Source organism: Klebsiella sp. 10982 (assembly GCF_048589245.1).
Taxonomy (GTDB): domain Bacteria; phylum Pseudomonadota; class Gammaproteobacteria; order Enterobacterales; family Enterobacteriaceae; genus Klebsiella; species Klebsiella quasivariicola.
This window is the reverse complement of the sequence record NZ_JBMAXV010000013.1, coordinates 82,000-103,242: the sequence shown is the minus strand read 5'-3', so window position 1 is coordinate 103,242 and position 21,243 is coordinate 82,000. Positions and strand designations below refer to the sequence as shown.

Annotated in this window: 22 protein-coding genes and 1 other annotated feature; of the genes, 9 read left to right on the top strand and 13 right to left on the bottom strand. The window is 55.7% G+C overall.

Annotated features, from left to right (window positions below):
• Nucleotides 1-288: 288 nt before the first annotated feature.
• From clpB to rluD, 3 genes are all read right to left on the bottom strand, one after another.
• Entirely contained in the window at nucleotides 289-2,862 is a 2,574-nt protein-coding gene (gene clpB, locus ACKLKD_RS12925) for an ATP-dependent chaperone ClpB (RefSeq protein WP_080897734.1), read from the bottom strand.
• A 129-nt stretch (nucleotides 2,863-2,991) separates the two neighbouring features.
• Entirely contained in the window at nucleotides 2,992-3,723 is a 732-nt protein-coding gene (gene yfiH / locus ACKLKD_RS12920) for a purine nucleoside phosphorylase YfiH (RefSeq protein WP_025712665.1), read from the bottom strand.
• Nucleotides 3,720-4,700, bottom strand: coding sequence for a 23S rRNA pseudouridine(1911/1915/1917) synthase RluD (gene rluD, locus ACKLKD_RS12915; protein WP_025712664.1), 981 nt, complete (start codon nucleotides 4,698-4,700; stop codon nucleotides 3,720-3,722). Before rluD ends, yfiH begins: the two co-directional genes overlap by 4 nt.
• A gap of 131 nt (nucleotides 4,701-4,831) precedes the next feature.
• On the opposite strand from rluD, the gene bamD reads away from it, so the two are divergent.
• From bamD to pheA, 4 genes are all read left to right on the top strand, one after another.
• Nucleotides 4,832-5,569: an outer membrane protein assembly factor BamD gene (gene bamD / locus ACKLKD_RS12910; RefSeq protein WP_025712663.1), complete on the top strand. Its 738-nt coding sequence runs from the start codon at nucleotides 4,832-4,834 to the stop codon at nucleotides 5,567-5,569.
• Nucleotides 5,570-5,840: 271 nt separating this feature from the next.
• Complete coding sequence (raiA, locus tag ACKLKD_RS12905) at nucleotides 5,841-6,176, top strand: ribosome-associated translation inhibitor RaiA (protein ID WP_002914111.1); 336 nt, start codon at nucleotides 5,841-5,843, stop codon at nucleotides 6,174-6,176.
• 105 nt (nucleotides 6,177-6,281) lie between these two features.
• Nucleotides 6,282-6,406 (top strand) — a sequence feature (Phe leader region).
• Nucleotides 6,283-6,330: a pheA operon leader peptide PheL gene (gene pheL / locus ACKLKD_RS12900; protein ID WP_100250063.1), complete on the top strand. Its 48-nt coding sequence runs from the start codon at nucleotides 6,283-6,285 to the stop codon at nucleotides 6,328-6,330. (Overlaps the previous feature by 48 nt.)
• A 24-nt stretch (nucleotides 6,407-6,430) precedes the next feature.
• Nucleotides 6,431-7,591 carry a bifunctional chorismate mutase/prephenate dehydratase gene (gene pheA, locus ACKLKD_RS12895; protein ID WP_025712662.1) on the top strand — a complete coding sequence of 387 codons (1,161 nt, stop codon included), beginning with the start codon at nucleotides 6,431-6,433 and terminating at the stop codon, nucleotides 7,589-7,591.
• Here the strand turns inward: pheA and ACKLKD_RS12890 are convergent.
• The 3 genes from ACKLKD_RS12890 to aroF all read right to left on the bottom strand — a co-directional run bounded on the left by ACKLKD_RS12890 (nucleotide 7,588) and on the right by aroF (nucleotide 10,724).
• The gene (locus tag ACKLKD_RS12890) at nucleotides 7,588-8,460 is read right to left on the bottom strand and encodes an SMP-30/gluconolactonase/LRE family protein (protein ID WP_025712661.1); all 873 of its coding nucleotides are present in this window, start codon (nucleotides 8,458-8,460) and stop codon (nucleotides 7,588-7,590) included. The genes pheA and ACKLKD_RS12890 overlap by 4 nt on opposite strands.
• Before the next feature lie 62 nt (nucleotides 8,461-8,522).
• Nucleotides 8,523-9,644, bottom strand: a complete 1,122-nt coding sequence (gene tyrA, locus ACKLKD_RS12885) for a bifunctional chorismate mutase/prephenate dehydrogenase (RefSeq protein ID WP_025712660.1) — start codon at nucleotides 9,642-9,644, stop codon at nucleotides 8,523-8,525.
• Nucleotides 9,645-9,653: 9 nt separating this feature from the next.
• Nucleotides 9,654-10,724, bottom strand: a complete 1,071-nt coding sequence (gene aroF / locus ACKLKD_RS12880; protein WP_025712659.1) for a 3-deoxy-7-phosphoheptulonate synthase AroF — start codon at nucleotides 10,722-10,724, stop codon at nucleotides 9,654-9,656.
• Nucleotides 10,725-11,065: 341 nt separating this feature from the next.
• Here aroF and ACKLKD_RS12875 point away from each other — a divergent pair, with 341 nt between their 5' ends.
• From ACKLKD_RS12875 to ACKLKD_RS12865, 3 genes are read left to right on the top strand one after another with little or no spacing between them, the layout of a single operon-like run.
• Nucleotides 11,066-11,575 carry a YfiR family protein gene (locus ACKLKD_RS12875; protein ID WP_042929424.1) on the top strand — a complete coding sequence of 170 codons (510 nt, stop codon included), beginning with the start codon at nucleotides 11,066-11,068 and terminating at the stop codon, nucleotides 11,573-11,575.
• Nucleotides 11,568-12,791 carry a diguanylate cyclase DgcN gene (gene dgcN, locus ACKLKD_RS12870; protein WP_080897733.1) on the top strand — a complete coding sequence of 408 codons (1,224 nt, stop codon included), beginning with the start codon at nucleotides 11,568-11,570 and terminating at the stop codon, nucleotides 12,789-12,791. The genes ACKLKD_RS12875 and dgcN overlap by 8 nt, the downstream gene beginning before the upstream one ends.
• A 13-nt stretch (nucleotides 12,792-12,804) precedes the next feature.
• The gene (locus ACKLKD_RS12865; protein WP_025712657.1) at nucleotides 12,805-13,287 is read left to right on the top strand and encodes an OmpA family protein; all 483 of its coding nucleotides are present in this window, start codon (nucleotides 12,805-12,807) and stop codon (nucleotides 13,285-13,287) included.
• A gap of 8 nt (nucleotides 13,288-13,295) precedes the next feature.
• Here the strand turns inward: ACKLKD_RS12865 and ACKLKD_RS12860 are convergent, their stop codons facing one another.
• From ACKLKD_RS12860 to ffh, 7 genes are all read right to left on the bottom strand, one after another.
• The gene (locus tag ACKLKD_RS12860) at nucleotides 13,296-14,666 is read right to left on the bottom strand and encodes a PepSY-associated TM helix domain-containing protein (protein ID WP_080897732.1); all 1,371 of its coding nucleotides are present in this window, start codon (nucleotides 14,664-14,666) and stop codon (nucleotides 13,296-13,298) included.
• Nucleotides 14,667-14,722: 56 nt separating this feature from the next.
• Entirely contained in the window at nucleotides 14,723-15,181 is a 459-nt protein-coding gene (locus ACKLKD_RS12855) for a DUF2946 domain-containing protein (RefSeq protein WP_080897731.1), read from the bottom strand.
• Between the two features lie 119 nt (nucleotides 15,182-15,300).
• Nucleotides 15,301-15,648: a 50S ribosomal protein L19 gene (gene rplS / locus ACKLKD_RS12850; protein ID WP_002914145.1), complete on the bottom strand. Its 348-nt coding sequence runs from the start codon at nucleotides 15,646-15,648 to the stop codon at nucleotides 15,301-15,303.
• 39 nt (nucleotides 15,649-15,687) lie between these two features.
• Nucleotides 15,688-16,455 carry a tRNA (guanosine(37)-N1)-methyltransferase TrmD gene (gene trmD, locus ACKLKD_RS12845; RefSeq protein WP_025712654.1) on the bottom strand — a complete coding sequence of 256 codons (768 nt, stop codon included), beginning with the start codon at nucleotides 16,453-16,455 and terminating at the stop codon, nucleotides 15,688-15,690.
• Between the two features lie 31 nt (nucleotides 16,456-16,486).
• Nucleotides 16,487-17,035 (bottom strand): ribosome maturation factor RimM, encoded by a 549-nt coding sequence (gene rimM / locus ACKLKD_RS12840; RefSeq protein WP_004150977.1) that lies wholly within the window; start codon nucleotides 17,033-17,035, stop codon nucleotides 16,487-16,489.
• 18 nt (nucleotides 17,036-17,053) lie between these two features.
• Complete coding sequence (rpsP, locus tag ACKLKD_RS12835; RefSeq protein WP_002914149.1) at nucleotides 17,054-17,302, bottom strand: 30S ribosomal protein S16; 249 nt, start codon at nucleotides 17,300-17,302, stop codon at nucleotides 17,054-17,056.
• Between the two features lie 306 nt (nucleotides 17,303-17,608).
• Nucleotides 17,609-18,973, bottom strand: coding sequence for a signal recognition particle protein (gene ffh / locus ACKLKD_RS12830; RefSeq protein WP_002914152.1), 1,365 nt, complete (start codon nucleotides 18,971-18,973; stop codon nucleotides 17,609-17,611).
• Nucleotides 18,974-19,136: 163 nt separating this feature from the next.
• Between ffh and ACKLKD_RS12825 the strand changes: the two genes are divergently transcribed.
• Nucleotides 19,137-19,928, top strand: coding sequence for a cytochrome C assembly family protein (locus ACKLKD_RS12825; RefSeq protein WP_002914153.1), 792 nt, complete (start codon nucleotides 19,137-19,139; stop codon nucleotides 19,926-19,928).
• Between the two features lie 19 nt (nucleotides 19,929-19,947).
• On the top strand, nucleotides 19,948-21,234 hold the full coding sequence (locus ACKLKD_RS12820; RefSeq protein ID WP_012540838.1) for an HlyC/CorC family transporter: 1,287 nt from the start codon (nucleotides 19,948-19,950) through the stop codon (nucleotides 21,232-21,234).
• Nucleotides 21,235-21,243 lie beyond the last annotated feature (9 nt).

The window sequence follows — 21,243 nt, the reverse complement described above, 5'->3', positions numbered from 1 at the left end:
CCCGTATAATACGTTTTCCTCATTCAGAGTCAAGCGCTTATTTTGCTTTTCTCTGTCGGCTTTCAACGTCCATTTTCGTCGTTGAATCCTGCTGGCCCGGCGGCTTGCTTGCCGTTGTTCCGTGTCAGTGGAGGCGCATTATAGGGAGTAATTCTGAAGTGACAAGGATAAATTCAAAAAAACAATTCAACCGCTCACTTTTCAACCAAGTCGATTATTGAGGTTTAATTCTTGCCTGGTTTTTAAACAAAAACGAGCCCGTTGGGCCCGTTTTTGTCGTTTTGTGACTTACTGCACTGCCACGATACGGTCGTCTTTCACCACCAGCTCGACAGTTTTGCCCGGGACCAGCTCACCGGAAAGGATCTGCTGAGCTAACGGGTTTTCTATCTGCTGCTGAATTGCGCGTTTCAATGGCCGCGCGCCGTATACCGGATCGTAACCATTGGCACTGAGCAACTTCAGCGCCTCATCGGACATCTGCACTTCATACCCGCGCTCTTCCAGGCGTTTATACAGACGCTGCAGCTGGATCTGGGCAATGGAAGCAATATGTTTCTCGCCCAGCGGATGGAAGACCACCACTTCGTCGATACGGTTGATAAACTCCGGACGGAAGTTCTGGCTTACCACGCCCAGAACCAGGTCTTTCATACTCCCGTAATCCAGCTCGCCGAACCGTTCCTGAATCAGATCGGAACCGAGGTTCGAAGTCATGATAACCACCGTATTCCGGAAGTCGACTGTTCTCCCCTGGCCGTCGGTCAGGCGACCATCGTCAAGCACCTGCAGCAGAATGTTGAACACATCCGGGTGCGCTTTTTCCACTTCATCCAGCAGGATGACGGAATAAGGACGACGACGAACCGCTTCGGTCAGGTAACCGCCCTCTTCATAGCCGACGTATCCCGGAGGCGCACCGACCAGACGTGAGACGGAGTGTTTCTCCATAAACTCGGACATATCGATACGCACCATCGCGTCGTCGCTGTCGAACATAAAGTTAGCCAGCGTTTTGCACAGTTCGGTTTTACCCACCCCGGTCGGACCGAGGAACAGGAACGAACCAATCGGCCGGTTCGGATCGGACAACCCGGCGCGGCTACGGCGAATGGCGTTGGATACCGCTTCAACCGCCTCATCCTGGCCAATCACCCGATGATGCAGCTCCTGCTCCATACGCAGCAGTTTGTCGCGCTCGCTTTCCATCATGCGGGAGACCGGGATACCGGTCCAGCGGGCCAGCACTTCGGCAATCTCAGCATCCGTCACTTTATTACGCAGCAGACGCATGGTTTTGCCTTCGGACTGCGTGGCAGCCGCCAGCTGTTTCTCCAGTTCCGGAATTTTGCCGTACTGCAGCTCGGACATCCGCGCCAGATCGCCGACGCGACGCGCCTGTTCGATAGCGATTTTCGCCTGTTCCAGCTCGGCTTTAATAGTCTGAGTGCCAGAGAGGGATGCTTTTTCCGCCTTCCACTCTTCTTCCAGCACCGAGTACTGCCGTTCTTTATCCGCCAGCTCCTCATTGAGCATATCAAGACGCTTCAGGCTTGCCTCATCAGACTCTTTCTTCAGCGCCTGCTGTTCCAGTTTCAGCTGGATAATACGCCGATCGAGACGGTCCAGCTCTTCCGGTTTGGAGTCGATCTGCATACGAATGCTTGACGCCGCCTCATCGATAAGGTCGATGGCTTTATCCGGCAGCTGACGGTCAGCAATGTAACGATGCGACAAGGTCGCCGCCGCGACAATCGCCGGGTCAGTGATCTGCACGTGGTGGTGCAGCTCGTAACGTTCTTTCAAACCACGCAGGATAGCGATGGTATCTTCTACCGACGGCTCAGCGACGAATACTTTCTGGAAGCGACGCTCCAGCGCGGCGTCTTTTTCGATGTACTGACGGTATTCGTCAAGCGTCGTCGCCCCGACGCAGTGCAGTTCGCCACGTGCCAGCGCCGGCTTCAGCATGTTGCCCGCGTCCATTGCGCCGTCCGCTTTACCCGCGCCAACCATGGTGTGCAGTTCGTCGATAAACAGGATAACGTTGCCTTCCTGTTTTGACAGGTCGGTCAGCACGCCTTTCAGACGCTCTTCAAACTCACCGCGGTATTTCGCCCCGGCCACCAGCGCCCCCATATCCAGCGCCAGCACCCGACGGCCTTTCAGCCCTTCCGGCACTTCGCCATTGACGATGCGCTGCGCCAGTCCTTCGACGATAGCGGTTTTACCGACCCCCGGCTCACCGATAAGAACCGGGTTGTTTTTGGTACGACGCTGCAGTACCTGGATAGTACGGCGAATCTCTTCATCACGGCCGATCACCGGATCCAGCTTGCCCTGCTCGGCTCGCTCGGTCAGATCGACGGTAAATTTCTTCAATGCCTGACGTTGGTCTTCGGCACCCTGATCGTTCACGCTTTCACCTCCGCGCATTTGTTCAATCGCCTGAGTCACGTTGGCGGTTGTTGCTCCGGCGGATTTTAAAAGGTCGGTCAGCGTACCGCGTGATTCAAGCGCCGCCAGAACGAACAGTTCCGACGAAATAAAGTTGTCCTTTTTCTTTTGCGCCAGCTTGTCGCAAAGGTTCAGGATCCGCACTAAATCCTGAGAAGGTTGCACATCGCCGCCGGTGCCTTCCACCTGCGGTAAACGGCTCAGGGCCTGTTCGATGTCAGTGCGTAGTTTCCCGGCATTCACGCCCGCCGAGGTTAATAAAGGACGTACCGATCCCCCTTCCTGATTCAGCAAGGCGCTCATTAGATGAAGTGGTTCGATAAATTGGTTGTCGTGCCCGAGTGCGAGTGACTGGGCATCGGCAAGAGCAAGCTGGAATTTATTGGTAAGACGATCCAGACGCATAACTCCTCCCATAAACAGGTCAAATTTGCTACTGGAGATTAAATGAGGTCATCCCTCAATTATTCAAGGTTAAAGACCTGAACTATGCGAAAAATAAGTTTGCCTTCTGGATCGTCTTGATTCTCTAGGTTATATCAGCCAAATGAAACTTGCCATACGACCCGTGGTCTTGTCGCGCCGGTAAGAGAAAAAATCGTTCTTTTCGCTTAGCGTGCAGCGATCGCCGCCGAAAATTTGCTCAACGCCGACATTTGCCAGACGCTGCCGAGCCAGTTGGTAGATATCGGCAAAATATTTCTCGCCTGCCGGACGGAAAGCCCGGTGCGCGTTCTCGTCCTTCGCCATGAAGGCATCCCGGACTTCCGGTCCCACCTCAAACGCCTGTGGACCGATGGCAGGGCCCAGCCATGCCATTATGTTTTCGGCTTTATCGGCGAAACGAGCAACGGTCTGTTCCAGGATCCCTTCGCATAATCCGCGCCATCCTGCATGCGCCGCGGCGACTTCAGTGCCGGCGCGGTTACAGAAAAGAACCGGCAGGCAGTCAGCGGTCATTACCGCACAGACGGTCCCGGGCGTACGAGTGTAAGAAGCATCGGCACGTTTCGATGGATAAGGACCGCCGTCCAGCGTCAGGACATCGGTACCATGGACCTGCTCCAGCCAAACCGGGTAAGACGGCAAACCGCCGGCGGCAAACATCCGCCGCCGGTTTTCTTCGACATGCTGCAGATTGTCTCCGCAATGGGCGCCCAGGTTGAGCGAGTCATAGGGCGGCAGGCTTACACCGCCGATGCGGGTAGAACTACAGGCCGCCACGCTGTCGGGCATTGGCCACTGCGGTACAATCAGTTTCGTCATAACCAGTCAATATCGTCCTTATGGGCTTCAAAGTCGGCGCGCATCGCCTCGATGAGCTCGACCATATCCTGTGGAATGGGCGCATGCCACTCCATTTCAATGCCGGTAATCGGGTGGTACAGACGCAGCATGGTGGCGTGCAGCGCCTGGCGGTCGAATTTACGCAGTGCGGTAATGAATTCCTCCGATGCCCCCTTTGGCGGACGCGGCCGGCCGCCATACACCTGGTCACCCACCAGCGGATGGGTGATATGCGACATATGCACGCGGATCTGATGCGTACGGCCGGTTTCCAGGCGCAGGCGCAAGCGGGTATGAATACGGAAATGTTCCATAATGCGGTAGTGGGTTACCGCCGGTTTGCCCATGGGGTGAACCGCCATATGGGTACGTTTCGTCGGGTGACGGCTGATCGGCTCTTCCACAGTGCCACCGGCGGTCATATGACCGATCGCTACCGCTTCGTATTCACGGGTGATCTCGCGCAGCTGCAGCGACTCCACCAGACGGGTTTGCGCCGGGATGGTTTTCGCCACTACCATCAGACCGGTGGTGTCTTTATCCAGACGGTGCACGATCCCCGCGCGCGGTACATCGGCAATAGGCGGATAGTAGTGCAGCAGCGCATTCAGCACAGTACCGTCAGGGTTGCCCGCGCCAGGATGCACAACCAGATCGCGCGGTTTGTTGATCACGAGGATGTCATCATCTTCGTAAACGATATTGAGCGGAATATCCTGCGGCTGGAAGCGCGCCTCTTCTTCGATTTCGACATCGATAGCGATGTGCTCTCCCCCCAGCACTTTTTCTTTCGGCTTATCGCCAATGGTGCCATTGACTAATACGCGTTGGTCCAGGATCCATTCTTTTATTCGCGATCGCGAATAATCAGGGAACAATTCGGCCAAAGCCTGATCTAAGCGTTGACCGAGTTGATTTTCGGTCACCGTTGCGGTGAGTTGTACTCGTTGTGCCATATACAGCTTCTTCGTTTAACGTTGGGTTTTACGGCTTTGCCGTTTAATATAGTGTGCTATTGTAGCTGGTCTTAATCGGGAGCAGGAACAGAGATTCTCCCGCATAAACATTTTGAGGAAGTCAAAACGTCATGACGCGCATGAAATACCTGGTGGCAGCCGCCACACTGAGCCTGGCTTTGGTGGGTTGCTCCGGCTCTAAGGAAGAGGTGCCTGATAATCCGCCGAATGAAATCTACGCGACCGCCCAGCAAAAACTGCAGGACGGTAACTGGAAACAGGCGATAACGCAACTGGAAGCGTTGGATAATCGTTATCCATTCGGCCCTTATTCCCAACAGGTACAGCTGGATCTGATTTATGCGTATTACAAAAACGCCGATCTGCCACTGGCTCAGGCGGCCATCGATCGCTTCATGCGTTTGAACCCCACCCATCCGAACATTGACTACGTCATCTATATGCGCGGCCTGACTAACATGGCTCTGGATGACAGCGCCCTGCAAGGCTTCTTCGGTGTGGATCGTTCCGATCGCGATCCGCAGCACGCGCGCGATGCCTTCAATGACTTCTCCAAACTGGTACGTGGTTATCCGAACAGTCAGTATGCCACTGACGCCTATAAGCGCATGGTGTTCCTGAAAGATCGTCTGGCGAAGTACGAGCTGTCGGTGGTGGATTACTACACCGATCGTGGCGCCTGGGTCGCCGTGGTGAACCGCGTGGACGGTATGATGCGTAATTATCCCGATACTCAGGCCACCCGCGATGCGCTGCCGAAGATGGAAAACGCCTATCGCCAGATGCAGATGAACGCCCAGGCGGACAAAGTCGCGAAGATTATCGCCGCGAACAGCAAGAACAGCTGAGCCTGACTCATCGATCGCAAACGGCAGCCACTGGCTGCCGTTTTTTTATACTTTTCCCGGGCTAGCTGAAGCGGTTTAGCGCCGGGTTAACTCATCAAATATGGCCTGCTTTGCGAGGTTCGACAAGTAAAATCTCACTTCTTCCTGCCCTGTCTCACAAAATGAATTCGTTGACAAAAAGTGACAATAAAATGTGATTTAGATCACGCATTTTGACATTGGGAAAGGTATGCTGGATTCACCAAGACGGGAAAGACAAGAGGTAAAATTTATGACAATGAACATTACCAGTAAACAAATGGAAATTACTCCGGCAATCCGCCAGCATGTCGCAGACCGTCTCGCCAAACTGGATAAGTGGCAAACTCATTTAATCAACCCGCATATCATTCTGTCTAAGGAGCCGCAGGGTTTTATCGCTGATGCAACCATCAACACGCCAAACGGCCATCTGGTTGCCAGTGCGCGTCATGAAGATATGTACGCCGCCATTAACGAATTGATCAACAAGCTGGAACGGCAGCTCAATAAAGTGCAACACAAAGGGGAAGCCCGCCGCGCCGCGACGTCGGTGAAAGAGGCAGGCTTTGTGGAAGAAGAAGAGTAATCCTTAACTTAAGTTGTGTCATGCCACGCGCCTTCGGGCGCGTTTTTTATTGACAGAGTGAAAACAGTACAGGTACTGTAATCCCCACTACCTAAAGGAATTTACCATGAAACTTGTCCCGTTCTTCTTCGCATTCTTTTTTACCTTCCCCTGACCGGGAGGCAATTCGTCGTATAAGAAAGAATGCGAAGACGAACAATAAGGCCTCCCACCCGGGAGGCCTTTTTTATTTGATAACAACAAAGGCAACATCTATGACCGAGGAAAACCCATTACTGGCGCTGCGCGATAAGATAAGCGCCCTGGACGAGAAACTGCTTGCTCTGCTGGCGGAGCGCCGCGGGCTGGCTGTTGAGGTTGGAAAAGCCAAACTGGCCTCCCACCGTCCGGTGCGTGATATTGACCGCGAACGCGATCTGCTGGAGCGTCTGATGACCCTCGGCAAGCGCCATAATCTTGATGCACACTACATCACCCGCCTGTTCCAGCTGATCATCGAAGACTCCGTCCTGACCCAACAAACCCTGCTGCAGCAGCATCTGAATAAAATTAACCCGCATTCGGCCCGCGTGGCCTTCCTTGGCCCTAAAGGCTCTTATTCCCATCTGGCGGCGCGTCAGTACGCCGCTCGCCATTTTGAGCAGTTTATTGAAAGCGGCTGCGCGAAGTTTGCCGACATTTTTAATCAGGTGGAAACTGGCCAGGCCGATTACGCCGTGGTGCCGATTGAAAACACCAGCTCTGGCGGGATCAACGACGTCTACGATCTGCTGCAACACACCAGCCTGTCGATCGTTGGCGAGCTAACGATCCCGATCGATCATTGCGTGCTGGTCAGCACCTCGACAGATGCCGATAAAATTCAGACCGTCTACAGCCATCCGCAGCCGTTCCAGCAGTGCAGCCAGTATCTGAGCCGCTACCCGCACTGGAAGATCGAATATACCGAGAGCACCTCGGCGGCAATGGAAAAAGTCGCGCAGGCGAACTCCCCGGCCGTCGCGGCTCTGGGCAGTGAAGCGGGTGGCGCCCTGTATGGTCTGCAGGTGCTGGAACACTGCCAGGCCAACCAGACGCAAAACATCACACGCTTCCTCGTCCTCGCGCGCAAAGCGGTGAACGTTTCCGACCAGGTTCCGGCCAAGACCACGCTGTTAATGGCGACCGGTCAGCAGGCGGGCGCTCTGGTGGAAGCCCTGCTGGTACTGCGCAATCACAATCTGATCATGACAAAACTGGAATCTCGCCCGATCCACGGCAACCCATGGGAAGAGATGTTTTATCTCGATATTCAGGCCAACCTGGACTCGTTGTCCATGCGCAAGGCACTGAAGGAGCTGGCGGAGATCACCCGCTCCATGAAGGTTCTCGGTTGCTACCCCAGCGAAAACGTGGTGCCGGTGGATCCGGTTTAACGTTCACGGAACGGTAATTTCTTCATCCCTGCCACCGCTACCGGCAGGGTGAAGATGGCACCTGACAACGGATACTTCGCCAGCTCATCGTCCTCCATGTTTTCCCGGGTTGTGGTGATATAGAGCGTTTTCATCTCCGCGCCGCCAAAGCAGACCATTGTCGGACATCGTACCGGCATCGGGTAGGTCTCCAGCTCCTCTCCCTGCGGTGAGAAACGGGCGATCCGCCAGCCGTCAAACATCGCGCTCCAGTAACAACCCTCCACATCAATCGCCGCCCCGTCCGGGATCCCTTCGCCTGGCTGGAAACGGCGGAATACTTCGCGGCGGCCTGGCTCACCCTGCTCATCCAGCGGCGTGCGGTAAATCACCGCGTTCGGCGTATCGGAGGTATACATCCAGCGCCGGTCGGCGCTAAACGCCAGGCCGTTGGCGCCATGGATGTCACACTGGATTACTTTCGGCTTCAGGTCGTTATCGACCCGCATCAGCAGCGCGCCGTTATAATCCCCCGGCGCCCAGAAAGTGCCGGCATAAAAGCGCCCCTCGCGATCGGTCCCACCATCGTTAAACCGTGCCAGCTCGGGGTTGCTCGGGTTATCGCAGACTTTCCGCCGCAGCAGGCCGTGGGCGTCGGTCAGCCAGATGCCGCTGCGTAATGCAACGATAAATCCGCCCTTCTCACGCAGGGCAAAACAGCCGACCTCCTCCGGAAACTGCAGCACCTGGTGTTCGCCGCTGCGGCTATCGTAGCGGTGGATTTCACACTCCATGATATCGGCCCAGTAGAGGGCCTGTTCAGCCTCGCTCCAGGTCGGGCATTCCGGCAGGTATCCGGTGTAGTCAAACAGCGGTTGTGGTTCAGCCATCGTTGTCATCCCTATAAAAAAAGCCAGCGGTCGCTGGCTTTATTGTATACACCTTTTTCACTTTACTGCCGATTATCGTTCGCCTGACGCAGCAATGTGCGGCTCTCGCTCTGGAAGCGCTGAGCGTAATCACCAAACCAGTGTTCGATTTTACGGAAGCTGTCGATAAACGCCTGCTTATCGCCCTGCTCCAGCAGGCCAATCGCTTCGCCGAAACGTTGGTAATAGCGCTTAATCAGCGCCAGGTTGTTTTCCGATGACATAATAATGTCGGCGTACAGCTGCGGATCCTGGGCAAACAGACGGCCTACCATCGCCAGCTCCAGCCGGTAAATAGGTGACGAAAGCGCCAGCAGCTGCTCAAGACGCACGTTCTCTTCCGCGAGGTGCAGACCATAGGCGAAGGTGGCAAAGTGGCGCAGCGCCTGAATAAAGGCCATGTTCTGGTCGTGCTCTACGGCGCTGATGCGATGCAAGCGCGCTCCCCAGACCTGAATTTGCTCAAGGAACCACTGATAGGCCTCGGGCTGGCGGCCATCGCAATAGACCACCACCTGCTTCGCCAGGCTGCCGCTGTCCGGACCGAACATCGGATGCAGGCCGAGAACCGGGCCCTGATGCGCCGCCAGCATTGCCTGCAGCGGCTCCGCTTTCACCGAGGCAAGGTCAACCAGGATGCAATCTGCCGGCAGGGGCGGTAGCTTGCCGATCGTCTCCACGGTAGTGTGAATCGGTACGCTGACGATGACCATGCCGGCATCGGCGACGATATCCGCCGCCCGCGCCCAGTCGTCTTTTTCCAGAATACGCACCTGGTAGCCGGACAGCGTTAACATCTTCTCAAACAGACGCCCCATCTGCCCGCCACCGCCGACGATCACCACCGGCCGCAGATTCGGGTGCAGGGTTTTGAAGCCTTTGTCGTTTTCGCTGGAATAGGATTCCCGCATCACGCGACGCAGAACATCCTCGATCAGATCCGGCGGCACGCCGAGCGCGGCAGCTTCTTCACGCCGGGAGGCGAGCATCGCCGCCTCGCGCTCCGGGACGTAAATCGGCAGACCATACTGGCTCTTCACCTCGCCGACTTCGGCCACCAGTTCCAGACGCTTAGCCAGCAGGCTAAGCAACGCTTTATCCACTTCATCAATTTGATCGCGTAACGCGGTCAGTTCAGCAACCATACTTTCCTCTTACACCAAACGGGCCGCCAGATGGCCGCGGAGATCCTTATCCAGTTCACGCAACAGCGCATCGGTGGTTTCCCAGCTGATGCACGCATCAGTCACCGAAACGCCGTATTTCATCGCCTCACGCGGCTGTTCAGAGGACTGATTGCCTTCGTGGATATTACTCTCGATCATCAGGCCGATAATGGAGCGGTTGCCGTCTTTGATCTGCGCGACAACGGATTCAGCCACGGCTGGCTGGCGGCGGAAATCTTTATTGGAGTTCCCATGACTGCAATCTACCATCAGCGACGGCTTCAGTCCCGCCTGCGCCATCTCTTTTTCACATTTCGCCACATCTTCCGGACCGTAGTTTGGTGCCTTGCCGCCGCGGAGGATCACATGGCCGTTCGGATTACCCTGCGTTTGCAGCAGACAGACCTGACCGGCCTGGTTGATACCGACGAAACGGTGTGGCATCGCCGCGGCACGCATGGCGTTGATGGCCGTTGCCAGGCTACCGTCGGTACCGTTTTTAAAGCCGACCGGCATCGACAGGCCAGAGGCCATTTCACGGTGCGTTTGTGATTCCGTGGTACGCGCGCCGATAGCGGACCAGCTGAACAGATCGCCAAGGTATTGCGGGCTGTTCGGATCCAGCGCTTCCGTCGCCAGCGGCAGTCCCATATTAACGAGCTCAACCAACAGGCGACGCGCAATCTTCAGCCCACCCTCAACATCAAACGATCCATCCATATGCGGATCGTTAATCAGCCCCTTCCAGCCGACGGTGGTACGGGGTTTTTCAAAATAGACGCGCATCACCAGGTAGAGGCTATCGCTGACCTCTGCGGCAAGGGCTTTAAACCGACGAGCATATTCTATCGCAGCTTCCGGATCGTGAATTGAGCAAGGACCGCAAACCACCAGCAGACGCGGATCGCGGCCGGCGATGATATCGGAAATGGTCTGGCGGGCGTGCGCGATTTGCGCTTCCTGCTCGACGCTGAGCGGGAACTCGGCCTTCAGCTGCTCCGGGGTCATTAACACATGTTCGTCGGTAATATGTACGTTATTCAGCGCGTCTTTTTGCATGATTCGATCCTGTGTAGCTCGTTTGCGATAAGGGTTGCCTCAGCGGGCATGACGTAACGATACCACACGAAGTAAAGAATTCAATCCATAAAACGTAAATTTTACTTTACACGCACAAATTAATTGGCGTTATATACCGCAAGCAACGTACAAAAATATTTACATCAACCAAAATAACCCGGAATTTGCGCAACATCGCCATCGGTATTACGAAAAATCCTGGTAAGATTTGTCCCAAAGCAAAGGGCGCATCTAATGACGGGTTTTGCTATCAGTGGTATTCTGCGCCGGGCATCGGCAGCGGCTTTTTCCGCGCTATGGCGAATTTGACGGAAGCGTGAATGACAGTATTACACCGTCTTTTATTGACTGTATTTTTTCTCATCACGGTATCTCCTGTTTTTGCTGCCGGACCATCAGAACATGTTCGCGCTATCGTATCCGGGATCGTGACCTACACCCGTTGGCCGTCATTAACAGGGGCGCCGAAGCTATGCATTTTTGCCTCATCACGCTTCACTCATAGCCTGGCACATGAAGATCCTGATGCTTTGCCCTATCAACCGGTGATAGTACGTAATAGTGAAGAAGCGTTAAAAACGACCTGCGATGGTTTTTATTTTGGCAGTGAATCACCGGTCCAACAGTCGGAATTAACCCGCCGTTATGGCCCGAAGCCGCTGTTACTTATCGCAGAACAAAATACGGAATGCTCAACTGGTAGCGCGTTTTGCCTGATCATCAACGACGACAGGGTCCGCTTCTCCGTTAATCTGGACGTTCTGACGCACAGTGGCGTCCGGGTCAACCCGGACGTCCTGATGCTTGCCCGGAAGAAACCACATGAATAAGGACTTTTCACAGACTCCGCGCCCGACATTTAAACGCGCGCTCCGTCGCATTAGCGTGATAAGCGTGGTGATCTCCATGACGCTGGTCTGGCTGTTGTTGAGCACGGCCTCTATTTTCACGCTCAAACAGTACGCGCAGAAAAACCTTGAGCTCACTGCCGCCACCCTGGGCCGCAGCCTCGAAGCAGCCCTGGTGTTTGGCGACAGCGCGGCGGCTGAAGAGACCCTCGCCTCGCTGGGGAAACAAGGTCAGATTTCCCAGGCCATTGTGCTCAACGGTCAGAAACAGCATTTTGCCGCCTGGCGCCACCAACCGCTGGCGAATAAAGAGCAAGTGAGCGGCCTTGTCAGTAAATGGCTGTTCCCGGAGCCCACGGTACAGCCTATCTGGCATCAGGGAAAACAAATTGGCGAACTGCAGCTAACGGCTCTCGATAAGCTAATCAGCCACTTTCTCGGTATCTCGATTCTGGTCCTGACCGGCAGCATCCTGCTCGCTTCGTTTATCGCCCTGCTGCTGACCCACTCCCTGCACCGGGGGATCGTTGCCGCGCTGCAGAGCATCACCGAGGTTGTGCACGATATTCGCGAAAACCGTCACTTCTCACGTCGGGTGCCTGAGGAACGCATTGAGGAGTTCCATCTTTTCGCCCAGGACTTTAACAGCCTGTTGGGGGAGATGGAGGACTGGCAGCGTCAGTTGCAGGCCAAAAACGCCCAGCTGTTACGCAGCTCGCTACATGATCCGCTGACCGGTCTGGCTAATCGCGCGGCCTTTCGCAATGCGCTCGCCGAACTGATGAAGAACGAGGTGGGCCATCAAACCTCGGCGTTACTGTTTCTCGATGGCGATAACTTCAAGCTGATCAATGACAACTGGGGACACGCGGCGGGGGATCAAGTGCTGACGGAAGTTGCCAGCCGCCTGATGGCCTTCGCTGGCAAACGCCATCTGGCCTGGCGTCTCGGCGGCGATGAGTTTGCCGTTCTGTTGCGCGAGGTGCACTCTGAAGCGGAAGTACAGACGCTGTGCCAGATGCTGTCACAGCAGTTTCTTCCGCCATTCAACCTGCACAATGGCCACACCGCTACGCTCTCGCTAAGCGTCGGCTACGCGCTGGCATGGGAGCACGCCACCGCGGAATCACTGCAAGAACTTGCCGATAAGAATATGTATCGGATGAAAAACCAACGTATACAGCAGACGCTGAAATAATAAAGGACTCATTATGCTCAGAAAATATTTCGCGCCCGCCCTGATAGCGGCGGCGCTTCTGACAGGTTGCCAGGCCCCCCAGGGGAAATTTACCCCAGAGCAAATGGCGGCGATGAAATCTTATGGCTTCACTGAAAGCAATGGCGACTGGTCACTGGGCTTATCCGATAGCATCCTGTTTGACAAGAATGACTACCGACTACGTCCCGACAGCCGTCAGCAAATCACCAATATGGCCTCCAGACTCGCGGCGACCGGGATCACCCATAGCCGCCTTGAAGGCCACACCGATAATTATGGTGAGGATAGCTATAATGAAGCCCTTTCGCTTAAGCGCGCCAACAGCGTGGCCGATGCCTGGGCGGAAGGCGCCCACATCCCGCGCAGTAATTTAGTTACCCGCGGCCTTGGCAAAAAATACCCGATTGCCAGCAATGACACGGCGGCCGGACGCGCTGAAAACCGCCGGGTGACAGTGGTCATCAGCACGCCATAGGCCTCAGCTTATTCGTTGAACTTCACCGCCTTCATTGCCGTTGCCGTGCGCCAGCGCAGGTAGTCAACGGCAATGAACAGCAACAGGCTCGCCCCCATCAGCGGCATGGCCAATCCGAGGACTAACGTCAGCCCCAGCATCAGGCTGCGCGCAGGCCAGGCGAGCGACAGCCACGCCTGCAGCAGCGAATGTGCCGGATTCCAGACGGCCTGAGGCGGACGGCGGATCCACCATAGCCTGTACCCCACCCCGATGGTAATGCACAACGCGCAGCCGAACCCCACCAGCAGCAGCTGATTTGCCAGGCCAAAGAGGATCCCCATATGGAAATCGACGCCCCAGCGGGTAAGCTTCGCCATCAGCGGAAAGTCGGCGAAATGGGTGCGATCCACCACCCGCATCGTGGCGCCATCGATCGCCACCGCGTCCACCTGCGTCGGCCAGCGGCGGTCGATCTCACTCACCGTCCAGGCGCGTTCGTCAGACACTGGCGGACGGATCTCCAGTCGGCTGGCGCTCAGACCCGCCTGACGAGCCACCGCCAGTGCCTGGTCAAACTGCGCTGGCTGCAGCGTTGCCCGATGCTGGGCCATGACCATCGCATCCATATGATGCCCGGCGTGGGGATCGTGATTCATCGATTGTGCAGCATGCAACTGGGTATTGACCTGCGGCGTCAGCCAGCCAAAAGCCGCCCGCATTTTATCCACATTGCTACCGGCCCATTGCGACCAGGTCAGCCCGGTGGCAGAGAAGAGCAACATGCCCAGCAGTAAGCTCCAGCCCAGGATCACATGCAGCCGGCGATGGTTCTGCAGGGCGTTATTGAGCCGCCGTTTCGGACGCGTCATCGCCCACAGGGCTATTCCTCCCAGCGCGGCCACCCACATCCAGGAGGCGGCCAGTTCGCTGTAGAGCCGCCCGTTGTCGCCCAGCAGCAGCGAACGATGCGCATAATCAATCCACTGGCGCAGCGGCAGGATGCCGCTGGTACCGTAGACCGTCATATCGCCCTTCACCCGCAGCGAGATTGGATCGACAAAAATGGCTCGGGATTCCGACTCTCCGAGACCCGGATCGGCAAACATAATGCGCGTAGTCTCCCCCATCGCAGGTGCCGGACGCACCGCCAGCAACCGCAGGTTTCCCTGGGTCGCCTCTTCCGCCACCGCGATCTGGGCGCTGAGCGGCTGCGGGATCCCATCGGATAGGCCATGCAGCGCATCGTGATAGATCCAGTTTTCCAGCTGCGGCGTCGCCACGTACAGCGTGCCGGTCAGGGCAGCGACAAAGATAAACGGTCCGATAAACAGTCCGATATAGAAATGGAGGCGACGCAGCAGGTTTAACCATGCCGCGCGCGAGGTGCAGGTTGTCATACTCTTCCTTTTTTAAAGCAAAAGAGGTTGTTGCGCAGTGCGCAGTTTGATTTTTATTAAAGGGGAAAAGCAGACAGCCGCGGCGGGGCACGGGTTTCAGGATAGAGCCAGGAAAAGTAGCGCCAGTGCTTTAATACCGGGTGAGAAGCCGGCAGGCGAATGCGCCGCAGGAGCATGGCGACGAACAGCGCCAGCGCGAAAAGGAGCCCCGGGACATGGGCCAACAGCACGCAGTAGCCACACGCTTCGGCATGGTCCAGCGGCAGTGCGTGTCCGGTATGCGTAGCGCTGTCTGCGCTGTGCGTCATCGCCATCTCGTGGTCGGGCATTTGCGCCATGCTCGCGGACGAGCTGTCCATCATCATGGCGTGATGCATGCCGGGCATCGCGCTCATGGGGTCTTTTTGCAGGGAGATGGAGATCAGGGGGGCCACGACGATCAGCAGGATCGCCAACAGCGCCAGCCATGCGGCTCGCCGTTTAGGTGTCGTTTGCTGAAAACTATTGCTGGCCACCGCCCCTCCGAAATGAGGGTTTATTGTAAATGATTTACATCACGATGGTTACAACAAAGATAAAAAAAGGGCCAGCCCTCTGGCCAGCCCTTTCTGTCAGGATGTCGCGAAAGCGAATCTTAGTTAAGACGCTCTTTGATACGAGCAGACTTACCAGTGCGCTCACGCAGGTAGTACAGTTTAGCTTTACGTACAGCACCACGACGTTTAACAGCAATGCTGTCAACTACCGGAGAGTGAGTCTGGAAGACACGCTCAACGCCTTCGCCGTTGGAAATTTTGCGAACAGTGAATGCAGAGTGCAGACCGCGGTTACGAATAGCGATAACCACGCCCTCGAATGCCTGCAGACGTTTTTTGGAACCTTCAACAACCCATACTTTCACTTCCACGGTATCACCCGGACGGAAGGAAGGTACGTCCTGCTTCATCTGTTCTTGTTCAAGTTGCTTAATAATGTTGCTCATAATTTAATCTCTTATCCTGGGTAAACTGATATTGGGGGCTCACGCCTGCCCATCATGTTTATGCTGCTGTTTTGCGTGTTCAGTTTTGAACTCCGCCAGCAACTTTGCTTGCTCTTCAGTCAGAGCCAGGTTTTCCAGAAGTTCAGGTCTTCTAAGCCAGGTGCGGCCCAGCGACTGCTTCAGACGCCAGCGACGTATCTCAGCATGGTTTCCCGACAGCAATACTGGCGGTACTTCCATCTCTTCTAACACTTCAGGACGGGTATAGTGCGGGCAATCCAGCAACCCATCAGCAAAGGAATCTTCCGTTGCCGAAGCTTCATGGCCCAGTACTCCCGGAATGAACCGGGAAACGGAGTCAATCAGCGTCATTGCCGGTAACTCACCGCCGCTGAGAACGTAATCGCCGATTGACCATTCTTCGTCAATTTCGGTTTGGATTACGCGCTCGTCTATCCCTTCGTAGCGACCGCACACCAAAATCAGTTTCTGATTCGTTGCCAGTTCGCTGACGCCCGCTTGATCAAGCTTGCGTCCCTGAGGTGACAGATAAATCACCTTCGCGCCTTCACCTGCCGCGGCTTTTGCTGCATGAATGGCATCCCGTAAGGGTTGCACCATCATTAGCATCCCCGGTCCGCCGCCGTAAGGACGATCGTCCACGGTACGGTGCCGGTCATGCGTGAAGTCGCGAGGACTCCAGCTTTCGATGCTCAGCAGGCCATTTTTTACTGCCCGGCCAGTTACCCCGTAATCGGTAATTGCGCGGAACATTTCAGGAAACAGGCTAATTATGCCAATCCACATAGCGCCGTCTTTTACCGTTTATCCGGAGAATTTAAAAACCAGGATCCCAATCTACTTCGATAGTACGCGTAGTGAGATCGACTTTCTTGATAACCTGCCCATCGAGGAACGGAACCAACCGCTCCTTGATACCAAATGCATCTTTCAGGTTTGCCTTGATGACGAGCACGTCATTAGACCCGGTTTCCATCATGTCGATGACTTTACCGAGGCTATAGCCTTCCGTTGTCACTACCTGGCAGCCCATCAGGTCTTTCCAGTAGTAGTCACCCTCTTCCAGCTCCGGCAACTGCGATGAATCCACAATAATTTCGCAATTAGTCAGTAGATTCGCGGCATCACGATCGTCAACGCCTTTCAGCTTGATGATGATGTCCTGATTGTGGTGGCGCCAGCTTTCCAGCTCAACGACCTGCCACTGACCCGCCTTCTGGATTAACCAGGGCTGATAGTCAAAAATGCTTTCGGCGTCTTCGGTGGAGGAAAACACTCTGAGCCAACCACGGATACCGTAGGAAGAACCCATTTTCCCCAATACGATCGGATCAACAGGTGCTTGTGCGGTGTGTTGCTTGCTCATCATGACCACCGTGACAGATTAAGCTGCTTTGTTAGCGGCTTTGATCAGCGCGGCAACGCGATCGGAAACAGTAGCGCCCTGGCCAACCCAGTGAGCGATACGATCCAGATCCAGGCGAGTTTCTTCTTCCGCGCCGTTAGCGATCGGGTTGAAGAAACCAACGCGCTCGATGAAGCGACCGTTGCGTGCATTACGGCTGTCGGTGACAACAACCTGGTAGAACGGACGCTTTTTAGCGCCGTGACGTGCTAAACGAATAGTTACCATAACATCCTCTTGTGTGAATAAAACAACCGGGCCCCATCGAGGAACGGAGCCCGGTGTCATATTAAAAGCCCGAAAATTTTACTGATTTCTGTGCAAAAATCAATTCAAAACTACATACGCTAAATAATTCGAGTTGCAGGACAAAACGCGAAAGCGTTTTGAACAGCGCTTGCGCTGGCCCCGAAGGGGTGAGGCCGAATGGCCGAATCACGCGGCAAGTGAGTAAATCCCCGGGAGCGTACACAAGTACGTGACCGGGGTGAACGAACGCAGCCAACGCACCTGCGGCTTGAATTATGACGCGTATTAGCGGCCCGGGAAACCAGGCGGCATCATCCCTTTCATCCCACGCATCATTTTCATCATGCCGCCTTTCGACTTCATCTTCTTCATCATGCGCTGCATGTCGTCGAACTGCTTGAGCAGACGGTTCACGTCCTGCACCTGCATCCCGCAGCCGGCGGCGATACGGCGCTTACGCGAACCTTTGATGATTTCCGGCTTGGCGCGCTCTTTCAGGGTCATCGAGTTGATGATGGCTTCCATACGCACCAGCACTTTGTCGTCCATCTGCGCTTTCACGTTGTCCGGGATCTGGCCCATACCCGGCAGCTTGCCCATCAGGCTGGCCATGCCGCCCATATTTTTCATCTGGCGCAGCTGTTCAAGGAAGTCGGTGAGATCGAAACCGTCGCCTTTTTTCAGCTTGGAGGCCAGCTTCTCGGCCTGCGCGCGGTCAACTTTGCTCTCGATATCTTCGATCAGCGACAGCACGTCGCCCATGCCAAGGATGCGGGAAGCGACACGGTCCGGATGGAACGGCTCCAGCGCTTCGGTTTTCTCACCGACGCCGAGGAATTTAATCGGCTTGCCGGTAATATGACGAATCGACAGCGCCGCACCGCCGCGGGCGTCGCCGTCCACTTTGGTCAGTACCACGCCGGTCAGCGGCAGCGCTTCGTTAAAGGCCTTTGCGGTATTCGCCGCATCCTGACCGGTCATCGCATCGACGACGAACAGGGTTTCAACCGGGTTAATGGCGGCGTGGACGTGCTTAATTTCGTCCATCATCGCTTCATCAACGTGCAGACGTCCGGCGGTATCCACCAGCAGCACGTCGTAGAATTTGAGCTTCGCTTCTTTCAGCGCCGCGTTGACGATATCAACCGGCTTCTGGCCGACGTCAGACGGGAAGAAATCGACACCAACCTGCTCGGCCAGAGTCTCCAGCTGTTTGATCGCCGCCGGGCGGTAAACGTCCGCGGAAACGACCAGCACTTTTTTCTTGTGCTTCTCGCGCAGGAATTTCCCCAGCTTACCGACGCTGGTGGTTTTACCGGCACCCTGCAGGCCCGCCATCAGCACCACCGCCGGCGGCTGCGCCGCCAGGTCGAGGGTCTGGTTCTCTTCGCCCATCGCCGCCACCAGTTCGTTGCGGACGATTTTGACGAACTCCTGACCCGGGGTCAGGCTTTTATTGACTTCATGGCCGACCGCGCTCTCTTTGACGCGGCTGATGAAATCACGGACCACCGGAAGCGCAACGTCCGCTTCCAGCAGCGCCATGCGCACTTCGCGCAGGGTGTCTTTAATATTGTCTTCTGTAAGGCGTCCGCGGCCGCTAATGTTGCGCAGCGTACGCGACAAACGATCGGTTAAATTATCAAACATTGTCTCTCGCCTGAGGTGGAAACGGTCGGTCGCCGCAGCGACACACAAAACGAATGTGGCGGAGTATAACACGACATCAATCTGAATGTGCTGCAACGGTTGGAGCAGAGGCCTGCTGACGTTATACTGCTTCTCTTTCTTATTTAGCCAACAGCCGACACCTATGCCTGTTTTTGCTCTACTCGCCCTTGTCGCCTACTCCGTCAGTCTCGCGCTGATTATCCCCGGCTTGCTGCAAAAAAACAGCAGCTGGCGGCGAATGGCGATTTTATCTGCGACTATCGCGTTGATCTGCCATGCTTTTGCACTGGAAGCACGGATATTCCCCGGCGGCGAGAGCGGGCAAAACCTCAGCTTACTGAACGTCGGGTCGCTGGTCAGCCTGATGATCTGCACGGTGATGACCATCGTGGCCTCGCGCAATCGCGGCTGGCTGCTGTTGCCTATCGTCTATGCCTTTGCGCTGATCAATCTGGCCTTCGCCACTTTCGTGCCTAACGAATATATCACCCACCTGGAAACCACCCCGGGAATGCTGGTGCATATCGGCCTGTCGCTCTTCTCATACGCCACGCTGATCATTGCCGCGCTGTACGCGCTGCAGCTGGCGTGGATCGACTACCAGCTCAAGAATAAAAAACTGGCCTTCAGCAGCGAAATGCCGCCGCTGATGAGCATTGAGCGCAAAATGTTCCACATCACCCAGGTCGGCGTGGTGCTGCTGACCCTGACGCTGTGCAGCGGCCTGTTCTATATGCACAATCTGTTCAGCAGCGAAAACATTGATAAAGCGGTGCTGTCGATTATTGCGTGGTTCGTCTATATCGTTCTGCTGTGGGGCCACTATCATGAAGGGTGGCGCGGACGTCGTGTGGTCTGGTTCAGCGTCGCTGGCGCCGGTCTGCTGACGCTGGCCTATTTTGGTAGCCGCGTGCTGCAGCAGTTCGTGAGCTAAGTCTTTTAAGGAATCCTACGTGGAACATATCTCCACCACCACGCTGATCATAACGCTGATCGTCATGGTGATAATCTCTGCCTATTTCTCCGGCTCCGAAACCGGCATGATGACGCTGAACCGCTATCGGCTGCGTCATATGGCGAAACAAGGCAACCGCCCCGCCAAGCGCGTGGAGAAGCTGCTGCGCAAGCCGGACCGCCTGATTAGCCTCGTGCTCATCGGCAACAACCTCGTCAACATTCTCGCCTCGGCGCTGGGCACTATCGTCGGTATGCGTCTCTACGGCGACGCCGGCGTCGCGATCGCCACCGGCGTGCTCACCTTTGTGGTACTGGTCTTTGCCGAGGTGCTGCCGAAGACCATCGCCGCGCTCTATCCGGAAAAGGTCGCCTACCCCAGCAGCTTCCTGCTGGCGCCGCTGCAGGTGCTGATGATGCCGCTGGTGTGGCTGCTAAATACCATCACCCGCATGTTGATGCGCATGATGGGTATCCGCACCGATACCGTCATTAGCAGCGCCCTGAGCAAAGATGAACTGCGCACGATTGTGAATGAATCCCGTTCACAAATCTCACGGCGCAACCAGGATATGCTGCTGTCGGTGCTGGATCTGGAGAAGGTCAGCGTTAACGACATCATGGTGCCGCGCAATGAGATTGTCGGCATCGACATCAACGATGACTGGAAATCGATCGTCCGCCAGCTGACCCACTCCCCGCACGGCCGCATCGTGCTCTACCGCGATTCGCTGGACGATGCCATCAGCATGCTGCGCGTCCGCGAAGCCTATCGCCTGATGACGGAGAAGAAAGAGTTCACAAAAGAGATCATGCTGCGGGCGGCAGATGAGATCTACTTTGTTCCGGAAGGGACGCCGCTCAGCACCCAGCTGGTGAAATTTCAGCGCAATAAAAAGAAAGTCGGTCTGGTGGTCGATGAATACGGCGATATTCAGGGGCTGGTCACCGTAGAAGATATTCTTGAAGAGATTGTCGGCGACTTCACCACCTCCATGTCCCCCACCCTGGCGGAGGAAGTAACCCCGCTCAACGACGGCACGGTGATTATCGACGGCAGCGCCAACGTTCGCGAGATCAATAAAGCCTTTAACTGGCACCTGCCGGAAGATGAGGCGCGCACCGTCAACGGTATCATTCTCGAGGCGCTGGAAGAGATCCCGGTCCCGGGCACCCGCGTGCGCATTGAGCAATATGATATTGATATCCTCGACGTGCAGGACAACATGATCAAACAGGTGAAAGTGATGCCGGTGAAATCATTACGCGAGAGCGTCGCGGAGTAGCGCGAGCGA

Excerpts from the sequence above, each read along its gene's own strand:
- rluD (WP_025712664.1), bottom strand. The coding sequence starts at position 4,700 with ATGGCACAACGAGTACAACTCACCGCAACGGTGACCGAAAATCAACTC.
- ACKLKD_RS12875 (WP_042929424.1), top strand. The coding sequence starts at position 11,066 with ATGACAGTATTACACCGTCTTTTATTGACTGTATTTTTTCTCATCACG.
- pheA (WP_025712662.1), top strand. The coding sequence starts at position 6,431 with ATGACCGAGGAAAACCCATTACTGGCGCTGCGCGATAAGATAAGCGCC.
- rpsP (WP_002914149.1), bottom strand. The coding sequence starts at position 17,302 with ATGGTAACTATTCGTTTAGCACGTCACGGCGCTAAAAAGCGTCCGTTC.
- ACKLKD_RS12825 (WP_002914153.1), top strand. The coding sequence starts at position 19,137 with ATGCCTGTTTTTGCTCTACTCGCCCTTGTCGCCTACTCCGTCAGTCTC.
- rimM (WP_004150977.1), bottom strand. The coding sequence starts at position 17,035 with ATGAGCAAGCAACACACCGCACAAGCACCTGTTGATCCGATCGTATTG.
- raiA (WP_002914111.1), top strand. The coding sequence starts at position 5,841 with ATGACAATGAACATTACCAGTAAACAAATGGAAATTACTCCGGCAATC.
- ACKLKD_RS12860 (WP_080897732.1), bottom strand. The coding sequence starts at position 14,666 with ATGACAACCTGCACCTCGCGCGCGGCATGGTTAAACCTGCTGCGTCGC.
- bamD (WP_025712663.1), top strand. The coding sequence starts at position 4,832 with ATGACGCGCATGAAATACCTGGTGGCAGCCGCCACACTGAGCCTGGCT.
- tyrA (WP_025712660.1), bottom strand. The coding sequence starts at position 9,644 with ATGGTTGCTGAACTGACCGCGTTACGCGATCAAATTGATGAAGTGGAT.
- aroF (WP_025712659.1), bottom strand. The coding sequence starts at position 10,724 with ATGCAAAAAGACGCGCTGAATAACGTACATATTACCGACGAACATGTG.
- yfiH (WP_025712665.1), bottom strand. The coding sequence starts at position 3,723 with ATGACGAAACTGATTGTACCGCAGTGGCCAATGCCCGACAGCGTGGCG.
- rplS (WP_002914145.1), bottom strand. The coding sequence starts at position 15,648 with ATGAGCAACATTATTAAGCAACTTGAACAAGAACAGATGAAGCAGGAC.
- ACKLKD_RS12890 (WP_025712661.1), bottom strand. The coding sequence starts at position 8,460 with ATGGCTGAACCACAACCGCTGTTTGACTACACCGGATACCTGCCGGAA.
- ffh (WP_002914152.1), bottom strand. The coding sequence starts at position 18,973 with ATGTTTGATAATTTAACCGATCGTTTGTCGCGTACGCTGCGCAACATT.
- ACKLKD_RS12865 (WP_025712657.1), top strand. The coding sequence starts at position 12,805 with ATGCTCAGAAAATATTTCGCGCCCGCCCTGATAGCGGCGGCGCTTCTG.
- dgcN (WP_080897733.1), top strand. The coding sequence starts at position 11,568 with ATGAATAAGGACTTTTCACAGACTCCGCGCCCGACATTTAAACGCGCG.
- trmD (WP_025712654.1), bottom strand. The coding sequence starts at position 16,455 with ATGTGGATTGGCATAATTAGCCTGTTTCCTGAAATGTTCCGCGCAATT.
- clpB (WP_080897734.1), bottom strand. The coding sequence starts at position 2,862 with ATGCGTCTGGATCGTCTTACCAATAAATTCCAGCTTGCTCTTGCCGAT.